Source organism: Microbacterium protaetiae, from assembly GCF_004135285.1.
GTDB classification, from domain to species: domain Bacteria; phylum Actinomycetota; class Actinomycetes; order Actinomycetales; family Microbacteriaceae; genus Microbacterium; species Microbacterium protaetiae.
Window position 1 is genome coordinate 1,981,640 of the sequence record NZ_CP035494.1, and the last position, 22,483, is coordinate 2,004,122.

General features: G+C 69.5%; 13 protein-coding genes and 1 pseudogene. 6 read left to right on the forward strand and 8 right to left on the reverse strand.

Annotation, left to right across the window (positions count from 1 at the left end):
• The first annotated feature begins 370 nt into the window (after window positions 1-370).
• Both ET475_RS09270 and ET475_RS09275 read left to right on the forward strand, forming a co-directional pair.
• Entirely contained in the window at window positions 371-2,227 is a 1,857-nt protein-coding gene (locus ET475_RS09270) for a CHAT domain-containing protein (RefSeq protein WP_242497578.1), read from the forward strand.
• Between the two features lie 242 nt (window positions 2,228-2,469).
• The gene (locus ET475_RS09275; RefSeq protein WP_129388997.1) at window positions 2,470-4,041 is read left to right on the forward strand and encodes a S8 family peptidase; all 1,572 of its coding nucleotides are present in this window, start codon (window positions 2,470-2,472) and stop codon (window positions 4,039-4,041) included.
• A 418-nt stretch (window positions 4,042-4,459) separates the two neighbouring features.
• Here ET475_RS09275 and ET475_RS09280 read toward each other — a convergent pair whose 3' ends face one another.
• Window positions 4,460-5,161, reverse strand: a complete 702-nt coding sequence (locus ET475_RS09280) for a LysR substrate-binding domain-containing protein (protein ID WP_242497579.1) — start codon at window positions 5,159-5,161, stop codon at window positions 4,460-4,462.
• An 887-nt stretch (window positions 5,162-6,048) separates the two neighbouring features.
• Between ET475_RS09280 and ET475_RS09285 the strand changes: the two are divergent.
• From ET475_RS09285 to ET475_RS09295, 3 genes and pseudogenes are all read left to right on the forward strand, one after another.
• Window positions 6,049-6,738: pseudogene (locus ET475_RS09285) on the forward strand (ABC transporter ATP-binding protein); the annotation flags it as partial.
• A 278-nt stretch (window positions 6,739-7,016) separates the two neighbouring features.
• Window positions 7,017-8,393 carry an FtsX-like permease family protein gene (locus ET475_RS09290; RefSeq protein WP_242497580.1) on the forward strand — a complete coding sequence of 459 codons (1,377 nt, stop codon included), beginning with the start codon at window positions 7,017-7,019 and terminating at the stop codon, window positions 8,391-8,393.
• Between the two features lie 153 nt (window positions 8,394-8,546).
• Window positions 8,547-10,370 (forward strand): siderophore-interacting protein, encoded by a 1,824-nt coding sequence (locus tag ET475_RS09295; protein ID WP_129389009.1) that lies wholly within the window; start codon window positions 8,547-8,549, stop codon window positions 10,368-10,370.
• Window positions 10,371-10,407: 37 nt separating this feature from the next.
• Here the strand turns inward: ET475_RS09295 and ET475_RS09300 are convergent, their stop codons facing one another.
• The 3 genes from ET475_RS09300 to ET475_RS09310 are packed head-to-tail and all read right to left on the reverse strand — an operon-like array spanning window position 10,408 to window position 13,345.
• The gene (locus tag ET475_RS09300) at window positions 10,408-11,250 is read right to left on the reverse strand and encodes an ABC transporter ATP-binding protein (RefSeq protein WP_207205320.1); all 843 of its coding nucleotides are present in this window, start codon (window positions 11,248-11,250) and stop codon (window positions 10,408-10,410) included.
• Window positions 11,247-12,326, reverse strand: a complete 1,080-nt coding sequence (locus tag ET475_RS09305) for a FecCD family ABC transporter permease (protein ID WP_207205321.1) — start codon at window positions 12,324-12,326, stop codon at window positions 11,247-11,249. Before ET475_RS09305 ends, ET475_RS09300 begins: the two co-directional genes overlap by 4 nt.
• Window positions 12,323-13,345 carry a FecCD family ABC transporter permease gene (locus ET475_RS09310; RefSeq protein WP_207205322.1) on the reverse strand — a complete coding sequence of 341 codons (1,023 nt, stop codon included), beginning with the start codon at window positions 13,343-13,345 and terminating at the stop codon, window positions 12,323-12,325. Before ET475_RS09310 ends, ET475_RS09305 begins: the two co-directional genes overlap by 4 nt.
• A gap of 219 nt (window positions 13,346-13,564) precedes the next feature.
• Here ET475_RS09310 and ET475_RS09315 point away from each other — a divergent pair, with 219 nt between their 5' ends.
• Window positions 13,565-14,422 (forward strand): ABC transporter substrate-binding protein, encoded by an 858-nt coding sequence (locus tag ET475_RS09315; RefSeq protein WP_165310858.1) that lies wholly within the window; start codon window positions 13,565-13,567, stop codon window positions 14,420-14,422.
• Between the two features lie 5 nt (window positions 14,423-14,427).
• On the opposite strand, the gene ET475_RS09320 is transcribed toward ET475_RS09315, so the two are convergent.
• The 4 genes from ET475_RS09320 to ET475_RS09335 form a co-directional block, all read right to left on the reverse strand.
• Window positions 14,428-14,835, reverse strand: a complete 408-nt coding sequence (locus tag ET475_RS09320) for a transferase (RefSeq protein ID WP_129393835.1) — start codon at window positions 14,833-14,835, stop codon at window positions 14,428-14,430.
• A 55-nt stretch (window positions 14,836-14,890) separates the two neighbouring features.
• A complete protein-coding gene (locus ET475_RS09325; RefSeq protein ID WP_207205323.1) occupies window positions 14,891-16,669 on the reverse strand; it encodes an MFS transporter in 1,779 nt (592 codons plus the stop codon).
• A gap of 432 nt (window positions 16,670-17,101) precedes the next feature.
• Window positions 17,102-17,875 carry a DNA-formamidopyrimidine glycosylase family protein gene (locus ET475_RS09330; RefSeq protein WP_129389019.1) on the reverse strand — a complete coding sequence of 258 codons (774 nt, stop codon included), beginning with the start codon at window positions 17,873-17,875 and terminating at the stop codon, window positions 17,102-17,104.
• Window positions 17,868-22,466 (reverse strand): ATP-dependent helicase, encoded by a 4,599-nt coding sequence (locus tag ET475_RS09335; RefSeq protein WP_129389022.1) that lies wholly within the window; start codon window positions 22,464-22,466, stop codon window positions 17,868-17,870. The genes ET475_RS09330 and ET475_RS09335 overlap by 8 nt, the downstream gene beginning before the upstream one ends.
• Window positions 22,467-22,483 lie beyond the last annotated feature (17 nt).

Genomic DNA, 22,483 nt, shown 5'->3' on the forward strand with positions numbered 1-22,483 from the left:
GCTCGGGCAGCTAGGGGCAATCGCTCATGGCTCGGGTCGACTCCGCGAGGCGGAACGCCACCTCACGGCGGCTATCAACAGTCTCGCTACTGACCGTGTTGCGGAGGGCCGGGTTCGGATGAATCGCAGTCTCCACAGGCTTCAACTGCGCAACGCAGATGGTGCTGCGGAAGATCTGGAACGAGCGATCCGAATCTTCCACGATGTCGGGCTGGCGGTAGATGAAGCACAAGCGAAACATAACTGGGCCTACGTCGCCCTCCTGCGTGGTGACCTCGTCGCCGCTCTCCGCGGAATGCAAGAGGCTCGACCGCTTGCTGCCGCGTCCCCGGCGGCTCGCGCTGTGGGCGATGTGGACCGGGCTGAGGTCATGCGCGATGCCGGGCTTACGAGGGAGGCCGAGCGAATACTGGCGTCTGCCGCGGCGTTGTTCGGTTCACAGCGGATGCCGCAGTTTCGTGCTGAGGCGGAACTGCAGCTGGCGAATTCTCAACTGCTGCATGACCCTCCCCGAGCCGCACGCACGGCCTCCGCTGCCGAACGTCGATTCACCACGCTGGAAAGCACAGTGTGGGCGACGCGGGCAGCGGCAGTTCGTATGCAGGCAGAACTTGCGGGCGGTGGAGTGCAACGCGGTGGTGGCCGGCGGCCTGATCCGAAGTACGTGCCTTCCGGCGACGACGTCGAGAAGACGGCGGCCACTCTCGTTCGCGCGGGTCTAACCAGCGACGCGGCGGCGTTGCGTCTGAGCCTCGCGATCTGGCGCGCGCGGCACGCGCAGGTACCGAGCAGCGGCACCACGCGAGTGCCGAGGTCAGCACCGATCCGTGTTCAGCTGCTCGCTCATGAGGCACGCGTGGCTCGTGCCCTTGCGCGTGGGCAGCAGGCTCAGGCCCGGCGGGCGGCTGCGGCCGGCCTTGATCTGCTCGCGAACTGGTGTGAGTCGTTCGGAAGTCTTGACCTGCAGACATCTGTCGCCATGCATGGCAGCGACTTGGTGTTCGCCGGGCTTGCCAGCGCCGTGGAGTCGGGCAAGCCGACGCTGGTCTTCGAATGGTCCGAGCGAGCGCGACAGCTCAGCCAGCAGGTCGTGCCGCTGCGGCCACCACCAGATCCGGGCTTGGCCGCCGAGCTCGCTGAGCTCAGGATGTTGCGCGCTGACGACCCGAACTGGGCGACCAGCACTCGGGGGATCGCGTTGCAGGAAAGTGTTCGTGCACGGCAGTGGACGCAGACAGCTGCGGGGTCTGTCCGTCGGCGGCTGAGCCTGGATGAGCTTGCAGACGAGCTCGATGGGCACACCGCGCTCGTCTCCTACGTGTACTCCGGTGACGCGCTCGTCTGTCTCGTTGTCACCCGCGATTTTCGTCGAATCGTTCCACTTCCGGAAGCCGCCGACGCCCGCGCGCTACTACCGGGATTGCGTGCGGATCTTGACATGGTCGCCACCGTGCGCACGGGCCCGCTCGCCCAGGTCGTGCTGCGCTCGCTGGAAGCCCGACTCGCGGACCTGTCTGCTCTGCTGCTGGATGCTCCGCTGCGCTATGCCGGCGATAGACGTGTCGTGGTCACGGCGCCGGGCATGCTTGCCGGGATTCCGTGGGGGATGCTGCCTGGCATGCGCCGGCGTGCCTTCACTCTGGCGCCGTCGGCCACACGGTGGGCTGATGTGCGACGTGGCGCCTCCTCGCTGCGCACCGCGGGATTCGCCGTGGGTCCACGTGTCATGCGGGGCCGTGAGGAGGTCCAGACGGCCGCATCCGCGTGGTCCACGCCGACAGTCCTCGAGCGGGATGCCGCATCCGTCGACGCGGTCACCTCCCTTGCCGCGCACGTTGACGTGCTGCACATCGCCGCACACGGTCAGCATGCGACCGATAACGCGCTATTCTCCGGTCTGGAACTGGCCGATGGCACACTGTTCGGGTACGACATCGACCGCATTCCCGATGTGCCGGCGGTTGTCGTGCTCTCTGCGTGCGAGGGTGGCCGCTCCTCCGTGCGGTGGGGCGAGGAGGCGATCGGGATGGCCCGCATCTGGTTGTCTGCCGGTGCGAGGTGCGTAGTCGCGACACCGGTGGTCGTCGCAGACGACGATGCCTGCGAGTTGCTCGGTGCTCTGCACGGCGAGCTGACCGCCGGCAGCGATCCAGCAGAGGCGCTCGCTGCGGCATCCACCCGAACGGGGCTTGTGACACCGTTCCAAGTGCACGGGGCAGGATTCTGAAGAAGGACGTATCACCGCCGGATGAGACGGCTCTCACACTGTGGGACGTTCGCAGCGTCGGGAGATCATAAGACTGGGGAGTCGATCTCGATGCCGGTGCGCTGCGGCGGAGATGTACGGACTGGGGACGCCATCGCCGAGCCCAGCGGGAAGGATGTCGGGAGAGCCGACGTCCTTCCCGTGTGCTCGGAGCGATAAAGTTCGAGATCACAGTGCACAAGCGCAAAGGCAAGGAGGCCACCATGGCGGTGCAGGGAAGCGGCGACGAACCGGTTGAGCGGGCGTCGGGCGGAGCGAGCTGGCAGGAGCGCGAGAACAACATCCGCCCGCTTGGGGCGGTTCTGCAGCCGCCCGCGGGGGAGGGAGACGATCACTTCTACCCGACGGTGTACATTCCCGATCGCCTTCTTGTGGCTGCAGACCGGGATGCCGCAGAGGTGGCGCGATCGCTCAACGCTGCATTCGAGCGTGCGGGGTGGAGATTCGAACCTATTCCTGTCGTGACGATCGATCGCCGCGCGTCGCACAGCGACGTCGACCTGGCTTCTGCCACACGCCTGCAGATCATGGGTGAAGGCGCCGCGGCGGGTTCGAACCCCGACGGGTGGGCCATCCTAGACGCCGCACGTCGCGCCGGCGTCGATCTCGAGGGCGTGGGTCTCGACCACCTGCTAACAGTGGCGCCGGTCGGAATGAACCCGTTCATGTCCACCAACCCATACGGGTCGACAAATCCGTATGGGTCGACCAATCCCTACACCTCAACGAATCCGTACACATCGACGAGCCCGTATGGATCGACTAATCCCGCGGCCGCCGGTCTCGGTGGGTACGCCCTGCCCGGCTTCGGCGGTCGACAGGTCATCTCGTGGATCGGCGAGGCGCCGGCGCGCGACCGTGAACGCACGAGGCGTCGTCCCGTGGTGATGATCGTCGACACGGGCTGTGCACCGCACCCATGGTTCGACGGCGGTGTGGTCGACACACACGTGACGCTCGACGGAGAGCCGATCGGCATCGCCGACCCGGCCACGACGCCCGATCTGCACCCCGACCTCGTGGGACCTCTCGACGGCGAGATCGACCCGGTCTCGGGCCACGGCACCTTCCTGGCAGGCATCGTGCACCAGGTGTGCCCGGATGCCGACATCCTCTCCGTGCGTATCGCCGACAGTCTGGGACGGGTCATCGAGTCCGACCTGATGAAGGTGGTCGAGCAGATCGCGGAGCTGGTGCGCCGTCACGCCCGTGGTGAACAGGGCGGCCGTCGCATCGACGTGCTCAACCTGTCGCTGGGTTATTACCACGAGAAGCCCGAGGACGAGATCTACAGCAACGGGCTGCGTAAGGCGCTGCTGAAGATCGCGCGGTACGGCACGACGATCGTGTGCAGTGCCGGCAACGATGCGACCGATCGGCCGATGTTCCCGGCCGCATTCCCGAAGGGAGAGCACGGCGCGCCGCTTCTCGCAGTGGGGGCGAAGAACCCGAGCGGCAAGAGTGTTGCGCTGTTCAGCAATACCGCGCCGTGGGTCGACGTGTATGCGTGTGGGGTTTCGGTGCTTTCGACATTCCCGAGCTTCGACGGGGGAGCGCAGGCGGTCACGCGCCGTGATGCGCACGGCGAGCGTCGCGAGTCACTCGACCCCGACGATTTCACGGGGGGCTTCGCCGTGTGGAGCGGAACCTCGTTCGCCGCCCCGCTGATCTCCGGGAGGATCGCGGCGCACTTCAACGGATGGGACGACGACGCGGATGCCGCGGCCCGCATCGCCCGCGCGGCCGAGGTGGTCGAGAAGCTGCAGGCCGAGTAGCGGGGCCGGGCGTGCCCGGCCCCGCCACTGCGGCGGCCAGCCACGCGGCCTCTTCAGGTGCGTGCCCGGCCACCGTGGCGGCTTCATGTGAATTTGTCGGATGCACAGCACACCGTCGCCGGTTTGGTGTGCATCCGACGGTTTGATGTGGGCGCGCGCGCCGTGGCATCCCGAATCGCAGCCGCGCGGCGTTCGGTCGTCGCATATGGCCCCTGTATTGCGGTGGAGGGGGCCGTTTGTGACGACTGAGTGTGTGCTCACTCGAGGTGTCGGCATCGGGGAGTGCGACGCGACGCGAAACAAGGGTGCGAGGCCGTTTCGACCCGTCGCTGCGCTCCTCGCTCAACGACCGGGTGTCGCTGCACTCCTCGCTCACTGATCCGAGCACGACGCTCTTCGCCGAGTACCCGCGCCCAGCTCAGCGCGACGAGTTCGCGGTGCGGCCGCGCACGATCCCGACGAAGATGTCGACCAGCTCGGTGGTGCGCTCGGCGTCCCAGGCGAGAGCGACCGTCGAGACCGGTCCGCCCTGCAGGGGGCGATAGGTGACGTCCTTGCGGTGGTGCAGCCGCGCCAGCGACATGGGCACGACGACCACGCCGACGCCCGCGGCGACGGTGGCCACGGCATCCTCTGTCGTCTCGGGCCTCTCGAAGGACGGCGTGACGGTCCCGGATGCCGCGAAAGAGAGCACGTCGTCAGCGGGGGTGATCAGCACTTCGCCGGCGAGATCGGATGCCTCGAGCTCGTCGGCGGCGGTCAGGTCGGAGTCCGTCGACATGACCACGACCGGTACCTCGTCGTAGAGCGTGATCACGTGCAGGCCGTCGCTGTCGAGGGGAAGGCGCACGAGCGCCGCGTCGACGTCGGACAGGGCAGCGCGCTGGGTCGCGACGTCGATGGGCACGAGCTCGAGCGGTGTGCGCGGCATCCTTTCCTGCCACACACCGATCCACTTGCCAGGTGTCGCTCCCGGCACGGCACCGAGGCGGAACGGGCCGACAGGCGTGGGCGCCGGTGCGGGCGAGGGCGAGGGGTTGGGGTTGGGCTTGGGAGACGGCTTGGGCTTGGGCTTGGGGTTGGGCTTGGGCGCGGCCTTCTTGACCGGGGGTTTCGCCACGGCCTTCTTCGCCACCGGCCGTGGCGCCCGTCGGGGTGTGCGCCCGCCGCCCGCTCGCCCTCTTGCCATACCGTTCAACCTAGCGCGTGAGCCCGCCGGCCAAGCGCCGTCCGAAATCGTCGCTTCGGGCGGGTGAAGCGACGGAATGGGACGGGTTTGGTGTGCCCGGCATGAGAGCGCCGTCCCGATGTGTCGCTTCGGGTGGGTGAAGCGACGGAATGGGACGGGCGTGGGGTGCCGGCATGAGAGCGCCGTCTCGATGTGTCGCTTCGCCCCGTCGAAGCGACGTTTTGGGACGGGCTGGGCAGTGCGTTGGCCGCGCCGTCCGGAATTGTCGCTTCGGGCGGGTGAAGCGACGGAATGGGACGGGCTTGGGGTGCCCGCACGAGAGCGCCGTCCCGATGGGTCGCTTCGCCCCGTCGAAGCGACGTTTTGGGACGGGCTGGGCAGTGCGTTGGGCGTGCCGTCCGGAATTGTCGATTCGGGCGGGTGAAGCGACGGAATGGGACGGGCGTGGGGTGCCGGCATGAGAACGCCGTCCCGATGGGTCGCTTCGGGCGGGTGAAGCGACGGAATGGGACGAGTTTGGGCTGCCTGCGCGAGAGCGCCGTCCCGATGTGTCGCTTCGCCCCGTCGAAGCGACGTTTTGGGACGGCGGGCCCCACGCCCGTGCCCGGATCACCGCGTCCGTTGCCTCGTCGACGAAGCCCCGCACGTCCCTCGTCCGATGCCTCGAAGCCCCGCATGTCCCTCGTCCGATGCCTCGAAGCCCCGCATGTCCCTCACCCGATGCCTTGAAGCCCCGTCCGGGAGGATCATCCTCCCGGACGATGCGGATACACCCGTGGGCGGACGACGCACCCCGCCCCGCCGACGAGGCTGGAAGCATGAATCCCGTCCTCATTGCGTCCGATGTCACCAAACGCTACGGCGACCTCGTCGCGCTCTCTGCCGTGTCGGTCACGATCGGCCGCGGCGAGTCGGTCGCGATCATGGGCGCGTCGGGCTCGGGCAAGACGACGCTGTTGCACGCCCTGGCCGCCGTGATCGCCCCGGATGCCGGCTCCGTGCGTCTGTTCGCAGCCTCGGGCGCCGCGCCGCTCGAACTTGTCGGCATGACCGAGTCGCAGCGCTCGGCCGTGCGCCGCGAGCAGGTCGGATTCGTCTTTCAGGAACACCTGCTGCTGCCCGAGCTGACCGCGCTCGAGAACGCCGCGCTGCCGTTGCTCGTGCTCGGGATGCCGCGGCGCGAGGCAGATCTGCGCGCCGCCGCATGGCTGGCCGCGCTGGGCCTGGCCGGCATGGAGGACCGCCGCATCGGCCAGCTCTCGGGAGGCCAAGCCCAGCGCGTGGCTATCGCCCGCGCACAGGTCACGGGTGCGCCGGTGGTGTTCGCCGACGAGCCGACCGGAGCGCTGGACTCGCACACGTCCGACGAGGTGATGGCCGCGCTGCTGCACGCCACCACCGGGCAGGGCCGCAGCCTTGTCGTCGTCACGCACGACGCGGATGTCGCAGCCCGCTGCGACCGCGTGCTGCACATGCGTGACGGACGACTGGTGGATGCCGCGGCTGCGCCCGCCGCGGCTGCGGTGCCGCCGACCGCGTCGCTGGCCGCGGCTGCGCCGACGCCACCGCTCCCTGCCGCCGCAGACTGGCCGGCACCTCCCCGGCCTGCTGCGCCGACTGCGCCGACTGCGTCGCCTGCGACGCCCGTTGCGGCCGCGGCTGCGCCGACGCCACAGCACCCCGCCGCCGCAGACTGGCCGGCACCGCCCCTGCCCGTTGCGGTGCAGAACCCTGCCGCAGCGCAGAACGCCGGGGCGTCACGATGAGTGCGACAGCCTTTGCGCCCGTGCCGAATGCTGCAGCCGCGGCATCCATTCCTCGCCGCATCGGATCGCTGCGGCGTGTGCTCACGCTCACGGCTCTGCTCGCGCGCCCCACGCGCCAAGGGCGGGCGGCGCTCGTGCTTCCCGTCGTCGCGTTCGCGGTGACCACGGCGCTGCTGCTGACGGTGGTCGGCGGCACGCGGATGTTCCTCACCGACCCGCGCGCGACAGGCGAAGGACTGTACGGCCAGCTCGGCGTTCTCGCGCTGATCCTGCTGGCGGTGCCGGTGGCAACGCTCGGTGCCGCCGCCGCGCGCCTGTCCAGTCGCCGGCGCAACGACCGCCTTGCGACGCTGCGGCTGCTCGGAGCCTCGAGCGCCGAAGTCTCGGCCATGACCGTGCTCGAGGCCGGCGCGACGGCCTTCGTCGGCGCGCTCGCCGGCGTCGCGGTGTATGCGCTCGTGCTTCCCGTGGTCGGGCTGCTTCCGTTCTTCGGCGGACCGATCGGTGTGGCCGCGGTGTGGACCGGGTGGGGCATCGTCGCCCTCACCGTGGGGGCGCTGACCGTGCTGGCGACCGTCAGCGCCGCGGTCGGACTGCGTCGCGTGCGCCTGACACCGCTCGGGGTGCGTCAACGCACGGATGCCGCGCCCCGGCGCGTGCTCGTCATCGTCATCGCTACGATCGCCTTGGGCGTCGTGGTCTTCGTCGTCGCCAACCTGAGCGCGCTTGGGCAGCTGCTGGGCCCTGCCATCGCGATCGGTGTGCTGCTGGCGCTGTTCGGGGTCGCGATGCTGATCATCAACCTGATCGGAGCGCCCATCGTGGCCGCGCGCGGGCGTGCGATGGCCCGTCGTTCTCGCACGGCCGCCCACCTGATCGCGGGGCGTGAACTCGCCGCGCACGCATCGACCGCGTGGCGCCGTGTCTCGGCCATCGCGATGATCTCGTTCATCGCGGTGATCGGCGGCGTCGGCGTCGCAATGGCCGGGCTCGCGGGGTCGGGATCAGATGCCACCCTGTTCGCCGACGTGCGCACCGGCGTGCTGGTCACCCTTGCTGCGGGATTTCTGCTGCTGGCCTGCTCGGTCGGGGTCACCCAGGCGGCCTCGGTGCTCGAAGACCGCGCTCTGATCGTCGGGCTCGACAGGCTCGGGATGCCGGAGCGACAGCTGCGCCGCGCCCGGCGCCTCACCGTGCTGGTGCCGCTGCGCTGGGCCGCTCTGGGCGGAGCCGCGGTGGGTGTGGCGCTGAGCGTACCGGTCGTCGGGGTTGCGCTGATCGTCGCGCCCGCGTCGCTCGCCGTGGTCGCGGTGACCTTCGTGCTCGGGTTCGGCCTCGTGCTGGCGGCGCTGGCCGCCGTGCGGCCTCTGCTGACGGCGGTGCGGCGCGAAGCGTGAGGCGGCCCGGGTCCGCCGCCGCGCCCGCGCCGTCCGGGTCCGCCGCCGCGCGCGCCGCCCCGGCCCGCCGCCGCGCCCGCGCCGTCCCGGTCCGCCGCTGCGCGCGGGCTTGTTAGGCTTACCTAACCACCGTTCGGCGACCCAGGAGCATTCGTGGCGCACACCCTTCGTCCGCAGGCCATCTTCCCGATCACGACCCGACAGCTCAGCGTGCTGCGGGTTGCAGATGTCACGCCGGGCATGCGTCGGGTGACGCTGGGCGGTGCGGGCCTCAACGCGCACGTCGCGGCCAATGGACAGCCGGTCGCGGCGTTTCGTTCCGACGGGTTCGACGACGAGTTCAAGCTCGTCCTGCCCGATCCGGTGACCGGCGAGTTCGTCGTGCCCACGCAAGCGGATGGAACCTTGAACTGGCCAGAAGGCTCGTTCTCGGACACGCGCACCTACACGGTGCGCCGTTGGAACGCACAGGCGGGCGAGCTCGATCTCGATGTCGTCAAACACGGTTCCGGCCCGGCCACGACGTGGGCGTACAGCTGTCGACCCGGTGACACGATCCACATCGCCGGTCCGAAGATGTCCAACGGACACCCGGATGTCGGCTGGCTGCTGATCGGCGGCGACGAGACGGCGCTTCCCGCCATCGGGCGCTGGCTGGAAGAGCTTCCGGCCGGCACGCGTGCGCAGGTGTTCATCGAGGTGGCGCGCCCGGAAGACATCCAGGAACTGCGCACCGACGGCGACGTGACGCTCACCTGGCTCAGCCGCGACGGGGCGCCCGCCGGCACCACGACACTGCTGTTCGATGCGCTGCGGGCAGCGCCGTGGGAGTCAGACGACGTTTTCGCATGGGTGGCCGGTGAGACCCTCACCTTGACCCCCATCCGCCGCTGGCTGCGCAACGACAAGGGCCTTCCCCGAGAGCGAGTCGAGGTCGCCGGATACTGGCGTCGCGCGGGTGCCGCCGCCGACGGCGCGGGCGAGATCGAGCCACCCCAAGAGAACGCCGCCGAGACGTTGCATGAGCTGCTCGAGATCGTCCCCGGAGTGGCGGTGCGTGTCGCATCGACGCTCGGAGTGATCGAGGCCATCGGCGCCGCCCCGCTGACGGGCGAAGGGATCGCCGAGAAGACGGATGCCGCTGCGCCGGCGCTCGTCCGGCTTCTGCGCTATCTCGGCGAGCTGGACATCGTCACCGCCGATGCCGCAGGGCGCTGGTCGCTCACGCCACTGGGCGCCGAGCTCGACAATGACGACTACCGCGAGCGCCTTGACCTGCGGTCGGCCTCAGGACGCTCGACGCTGGGCATCACAGGGCTCCTCGAGGCTGTGCGCACCGGCACGTCGGCATACACGACCACCTTCGGGGCTCCTTTCGCCGACATCGTCGCCGCCGAGGACTATGCCGCGGCGAGCCGCCTGCACACGACGTTCGCGATGTGGTGCGCGGCGCCACTGGCAGAGTCGGCGATGCTCTCATCGCTGCGCGAGGTGCGGATCACCGGGCCGGGCGCCGGTGACATCGCGCAGACGCTGGTCGCCCGACACCCTGCGGCGCGGGTTCGTCTGCTTGTTCCACCGTCGCAGGGACCTGCCGCCCGCAGCCTGCCATTCGTCGATGCCGCACGGGTTGAGATCGAGCGGGGCGGAGTGCTCGACCGTCGCACGCACCTCGCCGAGGCGTACCTGCTCGTCAGCGTGCTCGCCGAACTTCCCGACGCCGACGCCGTCCATGTTCTGGCCGAGGCATCCGCCTCGACGACTGACGGGTCGGTTCTGGTCTTCGAAGAGGCACTGGTGGCGGAACTGGCCGGTGAGCACGACTACGAGCACGACCTTGAGCTGCTCGCCGTGCACGGCGGTGCGCTGCGCACGACAGAGCAGATCGACGCACTGGCCCGCGAAGCCGGCCTGCGCCGCGACGCACGCGAGCCGATCGGCTGGGGCAACGCCCTGCTGCATTACGTACGCGACTGAAGAGCAGGGATGCCGCCCGGTGCGGCATCCCTGCTCTTCACAGTCCCGCCGGCGCGATCGTGGGCGTGCCGTCGAACGGGTCGGGGAAGACCCGCGCGGCGAAATGGAACGCGTCACGCATGAGCTCGGGTGTGAGGATGTCGACCGGATCGCCGATGGCCTGAATGGCGCCGTCGGCGACGACCACGAGTCGGTCGCTGTACCGTGCCGCGAGGCTGAGGTCGTGCAACACCGTGAGGATGGTGCGGCCCGACTCCCGCGCCAACCGCCGGACGGTCTCGAGAATCTCCACGGCGTGCGACATGTCAAGGTGGGTGGTGGGCTCGTCGAGCACCAGAATCGACGTGTCCTGTGCAAGACACATCGCAATCCATGCTCGCTGCCGCTGCCCGCCCGACAATTCGTCGAGTGGGCGTTTGGCGATGGTGGCCACGTCCATGCGCTCCATGGCCTCGAGGGTCGCGCGCTCGTCGCTGACCGTCCACTGGCGGTACCAGCGCTGATGGGGCTGACGACCACGCGAGACGAGATCGGCGACCGTCAGCCCGTCGGGGGCCACCGCCGACTGCGGCAACAACGCGAGCCGTCGTGCGAGCGCACGCACGCCGAGCTGCGCGACATCGACACCGTCGATCCGGATCACGCCGGCCTGCGTGCGGCTGAGGCCGCCGATCGCGCGCAGCAGCGTCGACTTTCCGCTGCCGTTGGGGCCGATGATCGTCGTGACAGTTCCGGGTGATGCCGAGAACGAGGCATCCGCCACCACCACACGGGGGTCGTAACCGACACTCACGCCGTCCAACTCGAGCAGCGCGTCGTGCCGGGTGTCGGGCGTCGACGCGGGCGCGATGACCGAATCGGATGCGGGCACAGCGGTCATGAGCTCGTCCTCCTCACATAACGGAACAACAAGACGAGCAGCACCGGCCCGCCCACGAGCGAAGTCAGAATGCCGACGGGTAGTTCCACGGGCAGCCATCGAGTGGTCAGATCCGCCGCGGTGACCAGCAGCGCGCCGCACAGTCCGCTGGCGAATGCCGGTGGACCTGCGGTGTGGAACACACGCATCGCTATCTGCGGAGCGACGAAGGCGACGAAGCCCACGGGGCCGGCGACCGCGGTCGACATCGACACGAGCACCACAGCCAGAACGAGGATGCCCAGTTGGGTGGGGCCGGTGCCCGTGCCCAACGACCGCGCCAGGTCAGAGCCCAGTCGCAGCGCGCCCAACGGTCGCGCGACCGCCGCGATCGCCACAGCGCCCAGCACGCACACGGGCAGAAGCAGGCGCACATCACTCCACGATGACGAGGCGAGCGAGCCCGCCAGCCAACGGGTGGCCACCGCTGCCCATTCCACATCGGAGCGCATCAGCAGCCACTGCGTGATAGCGCCGCAGATCGCGGTCAGTCCGACGCCGACCAACACGAGCCGGAGAGGCTCGAGTCCCGACCGCCAGGCCAGCCCGACGACGACTGCGGCGGTGGCCAAGCCGCCGAACAGGGCCGCCACCGGAACCAGGGCGGCCGCCGCGAACCCGGCCACCGGGGTCACGATCGCCAGCACGGCGAACACTCCAGCCCCGGTGGTGATGCCGAGGATGTCGGGGCTGGCCAGCGGATTGCGGGTGAGCGACTGCGTGAGCCCCCCGCTGGCGCCCAGGGCAAAGCCCACGAGCAGCCCCGCGCACAGGCGCACCGCACGTCGACCCACGATGAGGGTCTCCACCTTGTCGCCGAAGCCGAACAGGGCGGCGACGACGCGATCCGGTGCGACGGTGATCGTGCCCGCGGTCAGGGCGACGCCGGCCACCAGCGCGAGCGAGAGCACCGTGAGCACGAGCGCCAGCAGATAGCGCCGCCGAATGAGGACCGACACCGGTCCGAGATGCAGCCCGGTTCGGCCCGGGATGACGCGGGCCAGCCCGAAACGGCGAGATGCGGCATCCACCGTCACAGTTGCGCTGCCTTTCTGCGTGAGACGACGGCGATGAGCACCGGTGCGCCGATCACGGCGATGACCAGGCCCACAGGCAGTTCGCCCTGCGGCACGGCGATGCGCGCGACGACGTCACTGAACAGCATGACGACCGCGCCGGCGATCCCGGCGAGCGGAATGAGCCAGGTGTAGCGCGGCCCCGTGAACCCGCGTACGGCCCACGGCGCCACCAGACCGAGGAATGCGATGGGACCGCACGCCGCGGTACCCGCCGCCGCGAGCAGGGTGATGCCGACGACTCCAAGAATGCGCACCGCCGCGACGCGGTTGCCCAGGCTGCGGGCCATGTCGTCGCCGAGCCCAAGGGCCGTCACCCCCGGCGCATTGATGAAGGCCAACACCAGGCCGAGCGCGATCATGCCCACGATGAGACCGAAGGTATCTTGCGGACGCCCGGTGAGCGAGCCCACCGACCAGAACCGCATGACGTCGAGACTCTGCTTGTCGAGCAGGACGATGCCCGTGGTCGCGGCGGTGAGAACCGCACCCAGTGATGCGCCGGTCAGGGCGAGGGTGACGGGCGTGCCTTTTGCGCGTCCCGCCCAGGCAGCGACGATCACCACCGCGGTTGCGCCGGCAGCGCCGAGGAGTGCAGCGAACACGATCGAGGCGGTGCTGTCGATGTGGAAGGCGAACGACAGCAGCACGACACCGAACGCGGCGCCGGCGTTGACGCCGAACAGGCCCGGCTCGGCGAGAGGGTTGCGGGTGTGGCCCTGCATGAGGGCGCCGGCCGCCCCGAGCGCCACCCCGACGGCGAGTCCGAGCAGCGTGCGGGGAAGCCGCTGGGTGAGGATGACGGTCGCCTCGGGAGACGAGTCGCGCAAGAAGATCGCCGCGAAGACCTCGCGCGGCGGAATGGGATTCGAGCCGACCAGCAGGCTCAGACCGATCGCCGCGAGCAGCAGGATGACGCTCGCGGCGAGCACGACGAACAGCCGCGGGGTCGCGGCCCGGTGCAATTTGACGACACTCACTTATGTAAGGTTAGGCTACACTCACACAGCCTGCTGCCAGTTTTCTGTTGCGCCAGGCACGACCGGCTCATCGATCGGAGCTCTCCCATGCCCTTCATCCCGTCTGCCCGCCACGCGCGGGTCGCCTTCGTCGCCGCGATTGCAGCATCTGCGCTCTTGCTCGGCGGGTGCTCATCGACTCCCGCGGCGTCGGAGAAGACACCGGCCACGGGTGCAGCGGTGACAGATGTCAAGGCCGACTACCTCTACGAAGCCGGCGAGCTGCCGGCCCACCCGCAGCGCGTGCTCGCACTGTGGCGCACCGGGTCGGAACTTGCAGACATCGGAGTCGTGCCCGTCGGCACGCTCGACGGCGAGATGCTTGACACCGAGCTGACGGCACAGCAGTGGAACGCGGTGAAAGACGTACCGTCGGTCGGAAGCTTCGACGGCGTCGACCTCGAGGATGTCATCGCGCTCAAGCCCGACCTCATCGTCGGCATGGACAACGGTGGGCTGACGATCGACTACAAGGAACTCGGTGAGCTGTTCCCGGTGCGCATCCTGAAGATCGCTGAGCCGACCGATGTGTGGGACAACTACGAGACGCTCGCGGCGCTGGTGGGAAAGAGCACCGACTTCGACAGTGGGCAGTCCGCCCTCGACGCCCGTCTGGCCGACATCGCATCGCAGTATGGCGACAAGATCGGCGAGCTGAAGGCCACCGCCTTCGGTGTCATGCAGGGAGCGGTGTGGGTCGACACGAGCAAGTCGCTCGCGTACCGGCGTATCGACGCGGCGGGCTTCGGATACAACCCCACCTACACCGACAATCCTGAGCGCTACGCAACCGAGCTGAGCCTGGAGAACCTGCCGAGCCTGGCGGATCAGGACATCATCTTCTACGACACCAACCTTGACGGTTCGGTCTCAGCCGACGTGCAGGCTGTGCTGGATGAGCCCGCGTTCGCGCAACTGCCCGCGGTGAAGGCCGGACATGTGTATCCGCTGCGTGGGTCGGTGATCTACACGTTCGCGGGATCGAACGCCCAGGTCGACGACCTCGAGGCTGCGGCCAAGGACTTCGCCGCCAGCTGATCCGATCAGGCGGCCAGGTGCAGCCCACGCTTGTCGGTGGCGATGCGTTCGCCGTCGCTGATGGTCTCGTCGTCACCGATCAGCGCGCCGATGGCGACATAGGCGTGATCGCCCACGTACGTGCGCACACCGATCTTGGCCTTCGCGCCGACAGAGGCGTGCGGCCCCACGTGTGCGTGCGGGGCGATCTGGGCGCCCTGGCCGATGACGGCATCCCGCTCGATCCACGCGCCGCGGCCGACGTGGGCGCCGGCCGCGATCTGGGCTCCCGGTTCGACATAGGCACCCGCCTCCACGACGGCGCTGGCATGCACCTTCGCTCCATGAGCGATCAGACCGCGGCCGTTCGCGTGCTTGCGATAGCGCAGCGTCTCGCCCTGGTCGTTCTCGATGTCGACGTAGTTCTTGCCCACGGTGTCCTCCCGCAACGCATTGTGCGCCACTTTCTTGGAATAACCCTGTAACAAATCATTCCATTCCCGGGGCAGAAGACGAAATCGGATCTGCATACGCGTACTTTCCGCCCCTCAGAGCCGAGGCGATGGCGGCCACCACGCACGCGATGATGGCGAAGATGAAAGCCACGGTCAGCCCATCGGCGAACGGCCCGGAGATGAGCGAGGGGAAGAACGCCCGCCCGGTCAGGTACGAGGCGCTGGATGCCGGCAGCTGGGCGAGCACGGCCGGCCCGAGCAGTGTCTGCACGGGGTTGTATCCCAGCAGCGACGCGAACAGCACGCTCACCGGGGGCAACGCGGCCACCTTTGCGGCGGCCGCCGCGGGCACGCCGTGCGCCACCAGTCCCGACGACAGTGCATCGGGCAGCGAGTGCGACAGCCCGGTGATCATGAGCGAGAAGAAGATGCCGATCGACAGCACCATCGCGGCGTTCTGGAACACCGTGCTCATGCCCGCGCCGACCCCGCGCTCGCCGGGCGGCAGGCTGTTCATGATCCCGGCGCGGTTGGGTGCGGCGAACACGCCCATGCCGATGCCGTTCAGCAGCAGCGCCGCCGCGAACGGCGGATAGGTGAAATCGACGGGAAGAACCAGAAGCCAGACGAAGGATGCCGCAGCCACCAGCATCCCGCCTGTTGCAAACGCCCGCGCCCCGAAGCGGTCACTGAGCCAGCCCGACACGGGGCCCGCGATGAGGAACCCGACGGTCAGCGGCAGCATGTAGATGCCCGCCCACAGTGGCGTGGAGGCGAAATCGTAGCCGTGCTGCGGCAGCCAGATGCCTTGCAGCCAGATGATGAGTACGAACATCAACCCGCCGCGGCCGAGCGAGCTCAGCAGCGAGGCGAGGTTGCCGGCCGTGAACGCGCGGATGCGGAACAGCTGCAGGTGGAACATCGGCTCGGCCACGCGGGTCTCGATCACGCAGAACACGATGAGCACGAGGATGCCGCCGCCCATCGCCGCTATCACGGCGGGGTTCTCCCATCCCATCGTGTGCGAGCCGTAAGGCTGGATGCCGTAGGTGATGCCCACGAGCAGGGCCACCAGCCCGACCGCGAAGGTCACGTTGCCCCACCAGTCCATGCGCGCGCGGCGGCGCACGCCGGTGTCGTGCAGACTCAGATACGCCCACACCGTGCCGATCACGCCGACCGGTACCGAGACCAGGAAGACCAGCCGCCAGTCGATGGGCCCGAGAAGGCCTCCGATGATGAGCCCGATGAACGACCCGGCGATGCCGGCGACCTGGTTCAGGCCCAGGGCCAGGCCGCGCTGATGCACGGGGAAGGCGTCGGTGATGATCGCGTTCGAGTTCGCGAACAGCATCGCCCCGCCCACGCCCTGCAGAATGCGCATGACGATCATCCAGAGTGCGCCGGCCGTGCCCTGCATCCAGGTCACCGACAGCATGATCGAGAAGATCGTGAAGATCGCGAACCCGGCGTTGTACATGCGCACCCGGCCGTACATGTCGCCGAGGCGCCCGAAGCTGACCACGAGCACGGCCGTGACGACCATGTAGCCCATGATCAGCCACAGCATCAGGCTCGTGTTGGCGGGCTCCAGCGGGTTCACGCTGATGCCGCGGAAGATGTCGGGCAGCGCTATCAGCAGGATCGACGCGTTGATCGAGGCCATCAGCACGCCCAAGGTGGTGTTCGACAGCGCTATCCAGCGGTAGTGCGGGCTCGCCGTGCGCACCGCGGCGCGGCGGGCGCGGGCCGCGGCGCGGGTGCTCAGCGTCGCGCGGCGGGGTAGCGTCGGACGGGTCTCGCGCACGCTCATGCGGGCATCGTCTTCTCTCGCACCGGTCCTCCTTGCACGTGGACCGGGACGGCGGCCGTCGCCCCGGTGTGGGATGCACGGCTCCCGATACCGGGGGTCGGTGCACACTATACGCGCGCAATACCGACCGTTCGTTCAGGAAGCGGAGGCGTCCGGGGCGTGCTCGCGCGTGGTGCCGCATGTTGTGACGCCCCGTCGTGGCCCTGCGGGGTCGCTCCCCGTCGTCGCCCGCGTCGTTGTCGCTCCCCGTCGTCGCCCGCGTCGTCGTCGCTCCCCGTCGTCGCCCGCGTCGTCGTTCCGCGTCATCGTCCCTCGTCGTCGAAACAGGGGATTCGCGGCGAAACATGGTGCGGCGCCCCCGGTTTCGACGCGAATCCCCTGTCTCGGCGAAGGAGCGGGATGCGGCATCCCACGCCATACGGGCTGACGGGCTCAGCGCTGGCAGACCGGGCACCAGAACACGGCGCGCTCGCGCGTGGGGTCGGCACCCAGGCTTGCCGCCCGGATGGGCGTGCTGCAGCGCAGGCACGGCTGACGTTCGCGCCGGTACACCCAGGTGGTGCGCCCACGGCGTGTGTCGCCGGTGAAGGTGCGCGGCACGCGATCGCGGTTGGCGCGCAGCATCCGGGCCGCTGTGTCAACGAGCGCGGCGGCATCGATCTGCGAGGCGGGAGTGGTGGGCAGGATGCCGCGGATGAAGAGCACTTCGCTGGCGTATTCGTTGCCGAGCCCCGCGATGTGGCGCTGATCGAGCAGCGCCACATGGATCGCTCGCCTGTCGGCGGAAAGGTTGGCGGCGGCCGTGGTGGGGTCCCAGTCGGGCTGCAGCGGGTCGGGCCCGAGATGCCCGACGAGGGTGTGCTCGTCGGCGGTGGGAACGAGACGGACCTCGGCGATGTCGAACCCGACGGCCTCGACGCCAGCAGCCGCGAGGATCGCGCGTGCCGTATGTGCGGGCCGCCGCCAGCGGGTGCCGGGCGGATGCACGTCCCATCGGCCCTCCATCTTCAGGTGTGAGTGCAGGGTGAAAGCACCCGCGCGCAGCAACAGGTGCTTGCCGCGCGGCACGACCTCGCGCACGACCTGCCCGCTCAGGTCGACGGTGGCCGCCTGCGGCACCCGCAGCTCGAACCGGGTCAGCGTCTTGCCTGCCAGTGCCGCGTGCAGCCGCTGCGCGGTCTGCCAGACGCTGTCGCCCTCAGGCACGGGACACCTTTCGCAGGGTCAGTCCGCGGGTGGATTCGACGAAGCCGGCCTGGCGCAGCGCGCGCCCGACGGCGCTGCCGTAGACGATCTCGCCGTTGACCTGCTCGATCGTCAGGGTCTCGAGTCGTCGTGCTTTCGCGGTCTCGGCGAGGGTGCGGCATCCCGCAGCCAGCGTCTGGTCGTCGTCGCTGAACGCGAGCGCCGTCTTGCCGCCGCGCTCGAGATACAGCACGAGTGCGCCGTCGACGAGCACGACCAGGGCGCCGGCCTTGCGCCCCGGCCGGTGCGTGCTGCCCTCGAGTGCCGGCCATGCCAGGGCGGCCCCGTAGGGGTTCGCCGGATCAGTGGCTGCCAGCGCGAGAGCCGCGCGCGGCGGCGGATCGGGAAGACTTGCGAATTCGCGCAGGCGGTCGATGGTGGTGGATGCCGCGAACTGCGCTGCTCCCAGCTTCTCGATGACATACCCCCGACGGCAGTGCCCGGCCTCTTCGAAGCCCGCGAGGGTGCGGTAGACCTGGGCGAACCCGCCCGGCACCTGCTCGGTCTGCGCGCTGCCGCGCGTCACGACGCCGTAGCGGTCCAGCAGCAGGCTTCCGACTGCCGTCGCGCGGACGGCCAGATCGGTCTCGGGGTCGGGCAGCAGCGACCAGCGGCCGCCCAGCGTCGGCGGCCGCGGTGGGACGGAACTCTTCCGGGGTAGCGCCATGCCGCGGTACAGCCGTGCGCGGGGCGTGCGCCGCGCGCTCTTGTGCGCCTGCGACCCACCCGAAGTGAGAGCGCGCAGCGGCGCGAAGGTGTCGTTGGTGACCCGTCCCGACCACGTCAGCTGCCACAGGGCGTCGATGACATCCTGCTCGGAATCGGCATCGGCCAGCGTCCTCAGCTGCGCGGTGAAGTAGGCCCCGCCGGCGCCGAGGATGTTGATGAGCCGCTCCTCGAGCGAGGCCGGCGTGATCTCGCCGTCGGGCTCGGCGAGGGTCAACGGGGCATCGCCGGCGGAGTGCAGCGCCACCCAGCCGTCGCGCCCGGGAAGCGTGCCGTGCCCCGACCAGATCACCTCGCCGGTCGCCGTCAGCTCGTCGAGCATGCCCGGCGCATAGTCGCGCACACGCGAGGGGAGGACGAGGGACTCCCATGCGCTGGCCGGGATCGGCACACCCGCCAGCTGTTCGATGACCGCCGCGACCCCGTCGATGCCCTCGAGCGGGCGGGTGAGATGCTGCCAGGCGGGCAGGAAGCGCGCGAACGCCTGTGGTGAGACCGGTTCGACGCTGCCGCGGATCGCCGCAAGGCTGCGCATGCGCAGCCGGCGCAGTACTTCGGCGTCGCACCATTCGGTTTCGTCGATGCCGGATGCCGCGGGCAGGAAGAATCCACTGGTGATGCGCCCGGCGGCCTCGAGTCGCTGCAGCGTGAGGCGTGCCACCGCGACGCCCACGCCGAGCCGGGAGGCGACGGCGTCGGCACGGAACGGTCCGTGCGTGCGTGCGTATCGCGCGACGAGGTCGCCGAGAGGATCGGCGACCGGCTCGAGAAACGCCGTGGGGATGCCGACGGGCAGCGCCGCCCCGAGCGCATCGCGAAGCCGCCCGGCGTCTTCGATTGCGGCCACGCGCGGCGCGCCGCCGATCGTGACGGGAATAGCACGGTGGCTCGAGATGAGCGTGTCGAAGTGGGCGGAGGCATCGGCGGTTTCGTCGAGCCGCTCGGCCACTTCTGTGGCATCCAGTGGCCCGAGCAGGCGCAGCAGATCGGCGACGCCCTCGACGCCGCGCACGCGACGCTCGGGGTCGATGCGCTGCACCTCACGTTCGAACTGCGCGATGATGTCGGGGTCGAGCAGCTCGCGCATCTCGACCTTGCCGAGCAGCTCGGAAAGCAGCGCCGGGTCGACCGACAGTGCCGCGGCACGCCGCTCGGCCAGCGGCGAGTCTCCCTCGTACATGAACGCGCCGACATATCCGAACAGCAGGTCGCGGGCGTACGGCGAGGGCTGGTTCGTCGTGACCTCGACCAGCCGGATGCGGCGCTCGCCGATACCGCGGATGACCCGCAGCAGCGCCGGCAGGTCGTAGACGTCTTGCAGCACCTCACGCAGCGTTTCGAGGATGATCGGGAATGTCGGGTAGCGCCGAGCGACCTCGAGCAGCTGCGCCGCTCGTTGCCGCTGCTGCCAGAGCGGGCTGCGTCTGCCGGGATTCATCCTGGGCATGAGCAGCGCACGGGCTGCGCATTCGCGGAATCGCGAGGCGAACAGCGCCGAGCCCCCGACCTCTTCGGTGACCAGCTGGTCGATCTCGTCGGGTTCGAAGACGAACAACTCCGCGCCCGGCGGGTCGGCTGTGGCATCCGGGATTCTGGCGATGATGCCGTCGTCGCTGGCCACCGCCGATCCGTCGACGCCGAGCCGCTCGCGGATGCGGGCGTTCACGGCCAGCGCCCAGGGCGCGTGCACTTGCATGCCGTAGGGGGAATGCAAGATGACGCGCCAGTCGCCGACCTCGTCGCGGCTGCGCTCGACGGTGAGGGTCTTGTCGGTGGGCAGCGTGCCGGTCGTCTCGCGCTGCTCGGCCAGATACCCGAGCAGATTCGTGATGGCGTTGGAGTCGAGACCCGACTCGGCAAGGCGCAGCTCCGCCTTCTCGCGGGGCGCGGCGGCGACCTCACGCGCGAAGGCGCCGAGTGCTTCGCCGAGTTCGGCGGGTCGGCCGATGCCGTCGCCGTGCCAGAACGGAACCTTTCCGGGCTGACCGAACGCCGGTGTGACGTTGACCCGGTCATGGGTGATCTCGACGATGCGCCAGCTGGTCGTGCCGAGGGTGAACACGTCGTTGACGCGGGACTCGTAGACCATCTCCTCGTCGAGCTCGCCGACGCGTGCGCCGACCTTCTCACCGGCGACGAACACGCCGAACAGCCCGCGGTCGGGAATCGTCCCGCCGCTGGTGACGGCGATGCGCTGCGCGCCGGGGCGCCCGGTGAGGGTGCCGTGATCGCGGTCCCAGACGACCCGCGGGCGCAGCTCGGCGAACTCGTCGGACGGGAACCGCCCCGCCAGCAGATCGAGCGTCGCCTCGTATGCCGAGCGCGGCATGCTGCGGAAGGGTGCGCTGCGCTTGACCGTCTCGAACCAGCCTTCGACGTCGACCGGACCAACGGCGCACGCGGCCACGGTCTGCTGCGCGAGGATGTCGAGCGGATTGGCCGGCACGGTGATCGCCTCGATCTGACCGGCGAGCATCCGTTCGGTGACCACCGCGGTGTGCAGCACGTCGCTGCGGTGCTTGGGAAAGAGATCGGCTCGGCTGATCTCGCCGACTTGGTGGCCGGCACGTCCGACCCGCTGCAGTCCGGATGCCGCTGACGGTGGCGCCTCGACCTGGATGACGAGGTCGACGGCTCCCATGTCGATGCCCAGTTCGAGACTGCTGGTGGCCACCACGCAGCGCAGCGCGCCCGACTTCAGTTCGTCTTCGACCTGGGCGCGCTGTTCTTTGGACACCGAGCCGTGGTGTGCCTTCGCGAGCACGGGGGCGACGCCCGCCGTCGATCCCGCCTGCGCCATCATGGCCGCCGGCACCGTCGGCTCGGGCACCTCAAGCCCCACCCGCTCCGCATAGATCTCGTTGAGCCGGCCGGTCAGCCGCTCGGCCAGTCGCCGCGAGTTCGAGAACACTATCGTCGACCGGTTCTCGAGCACCCGGTCGACGATCGCCTCTTCGACGTGCGGCCAGATCGAGCCGGTCATCTCGGTGTTCTCCGGCGTGAACCAGTCGGCGTCGGCGTCGGGCGCGGCATCCATCCGTGGCGCCGGAGGGGGATTCTGCATGTCGTCGACGGGGACCACGACGTGCAGCGAGAACGTCTTCGACGCCCGCGGCGCGACGATCTCGACCGGCGCGGCACCCCCGAGAAAGCGGGCCACCTCGTCGATCGGCCGCACCGTTGCCGACAGGCCGATGCGCTGCGCGGGGCGCTCGAGAAGATCATCGAGGCGCTCCAGGCTCACGGCCAGGTGCGCGCCGCGCTTGGTCGCGGCCACCGCATGCACCTCGTCGACGATCACGGTGTCGACGCCGCGCAGCGTCTCGGCTGCCTGGCTGGTGAGCATCAGGTAGAGCGACTCTGGCGTTGTGATGAGGATGTCGGGCGGGTTGGTGACGAGCTTGCGGCGATCGGATGCTGGAGTGTCGCCGCTGCGCACACCCACGGTGACCTCGGGTACGGGCATGGCCAGCCGCCGTGCTTGTTGGGCGATGCCCACCAGCGGCGAACGCAGATTGCGTTCGACGTCGACGCCGAGTGCCTTCAGCGGAGAGATGTAGAGCACGCGGGTGCGGTGCTGCTTCTCGCGGGCGGGAGCGGCATCCTGGTCGTGGAAGACGCGGTCGATGGCCCAGAGGAACGCCGCGAGCGTCTTGCCCGACCCGGTCGGGGCCACCACGAGTGCGTGCTTGCCGCCGGCGATCGCCTGCCAGGCACCACGCTGGGCGTCGGTGGGCTCGGTGAAAGCGCCGCGAAACCACTCTCGCGTCGCCGTGCCGAACCGGTCGAGCGCGTCGTGCGCTGAGCTGGACGAAGCGTCACTCATTCCTCCATCTTCGCCGG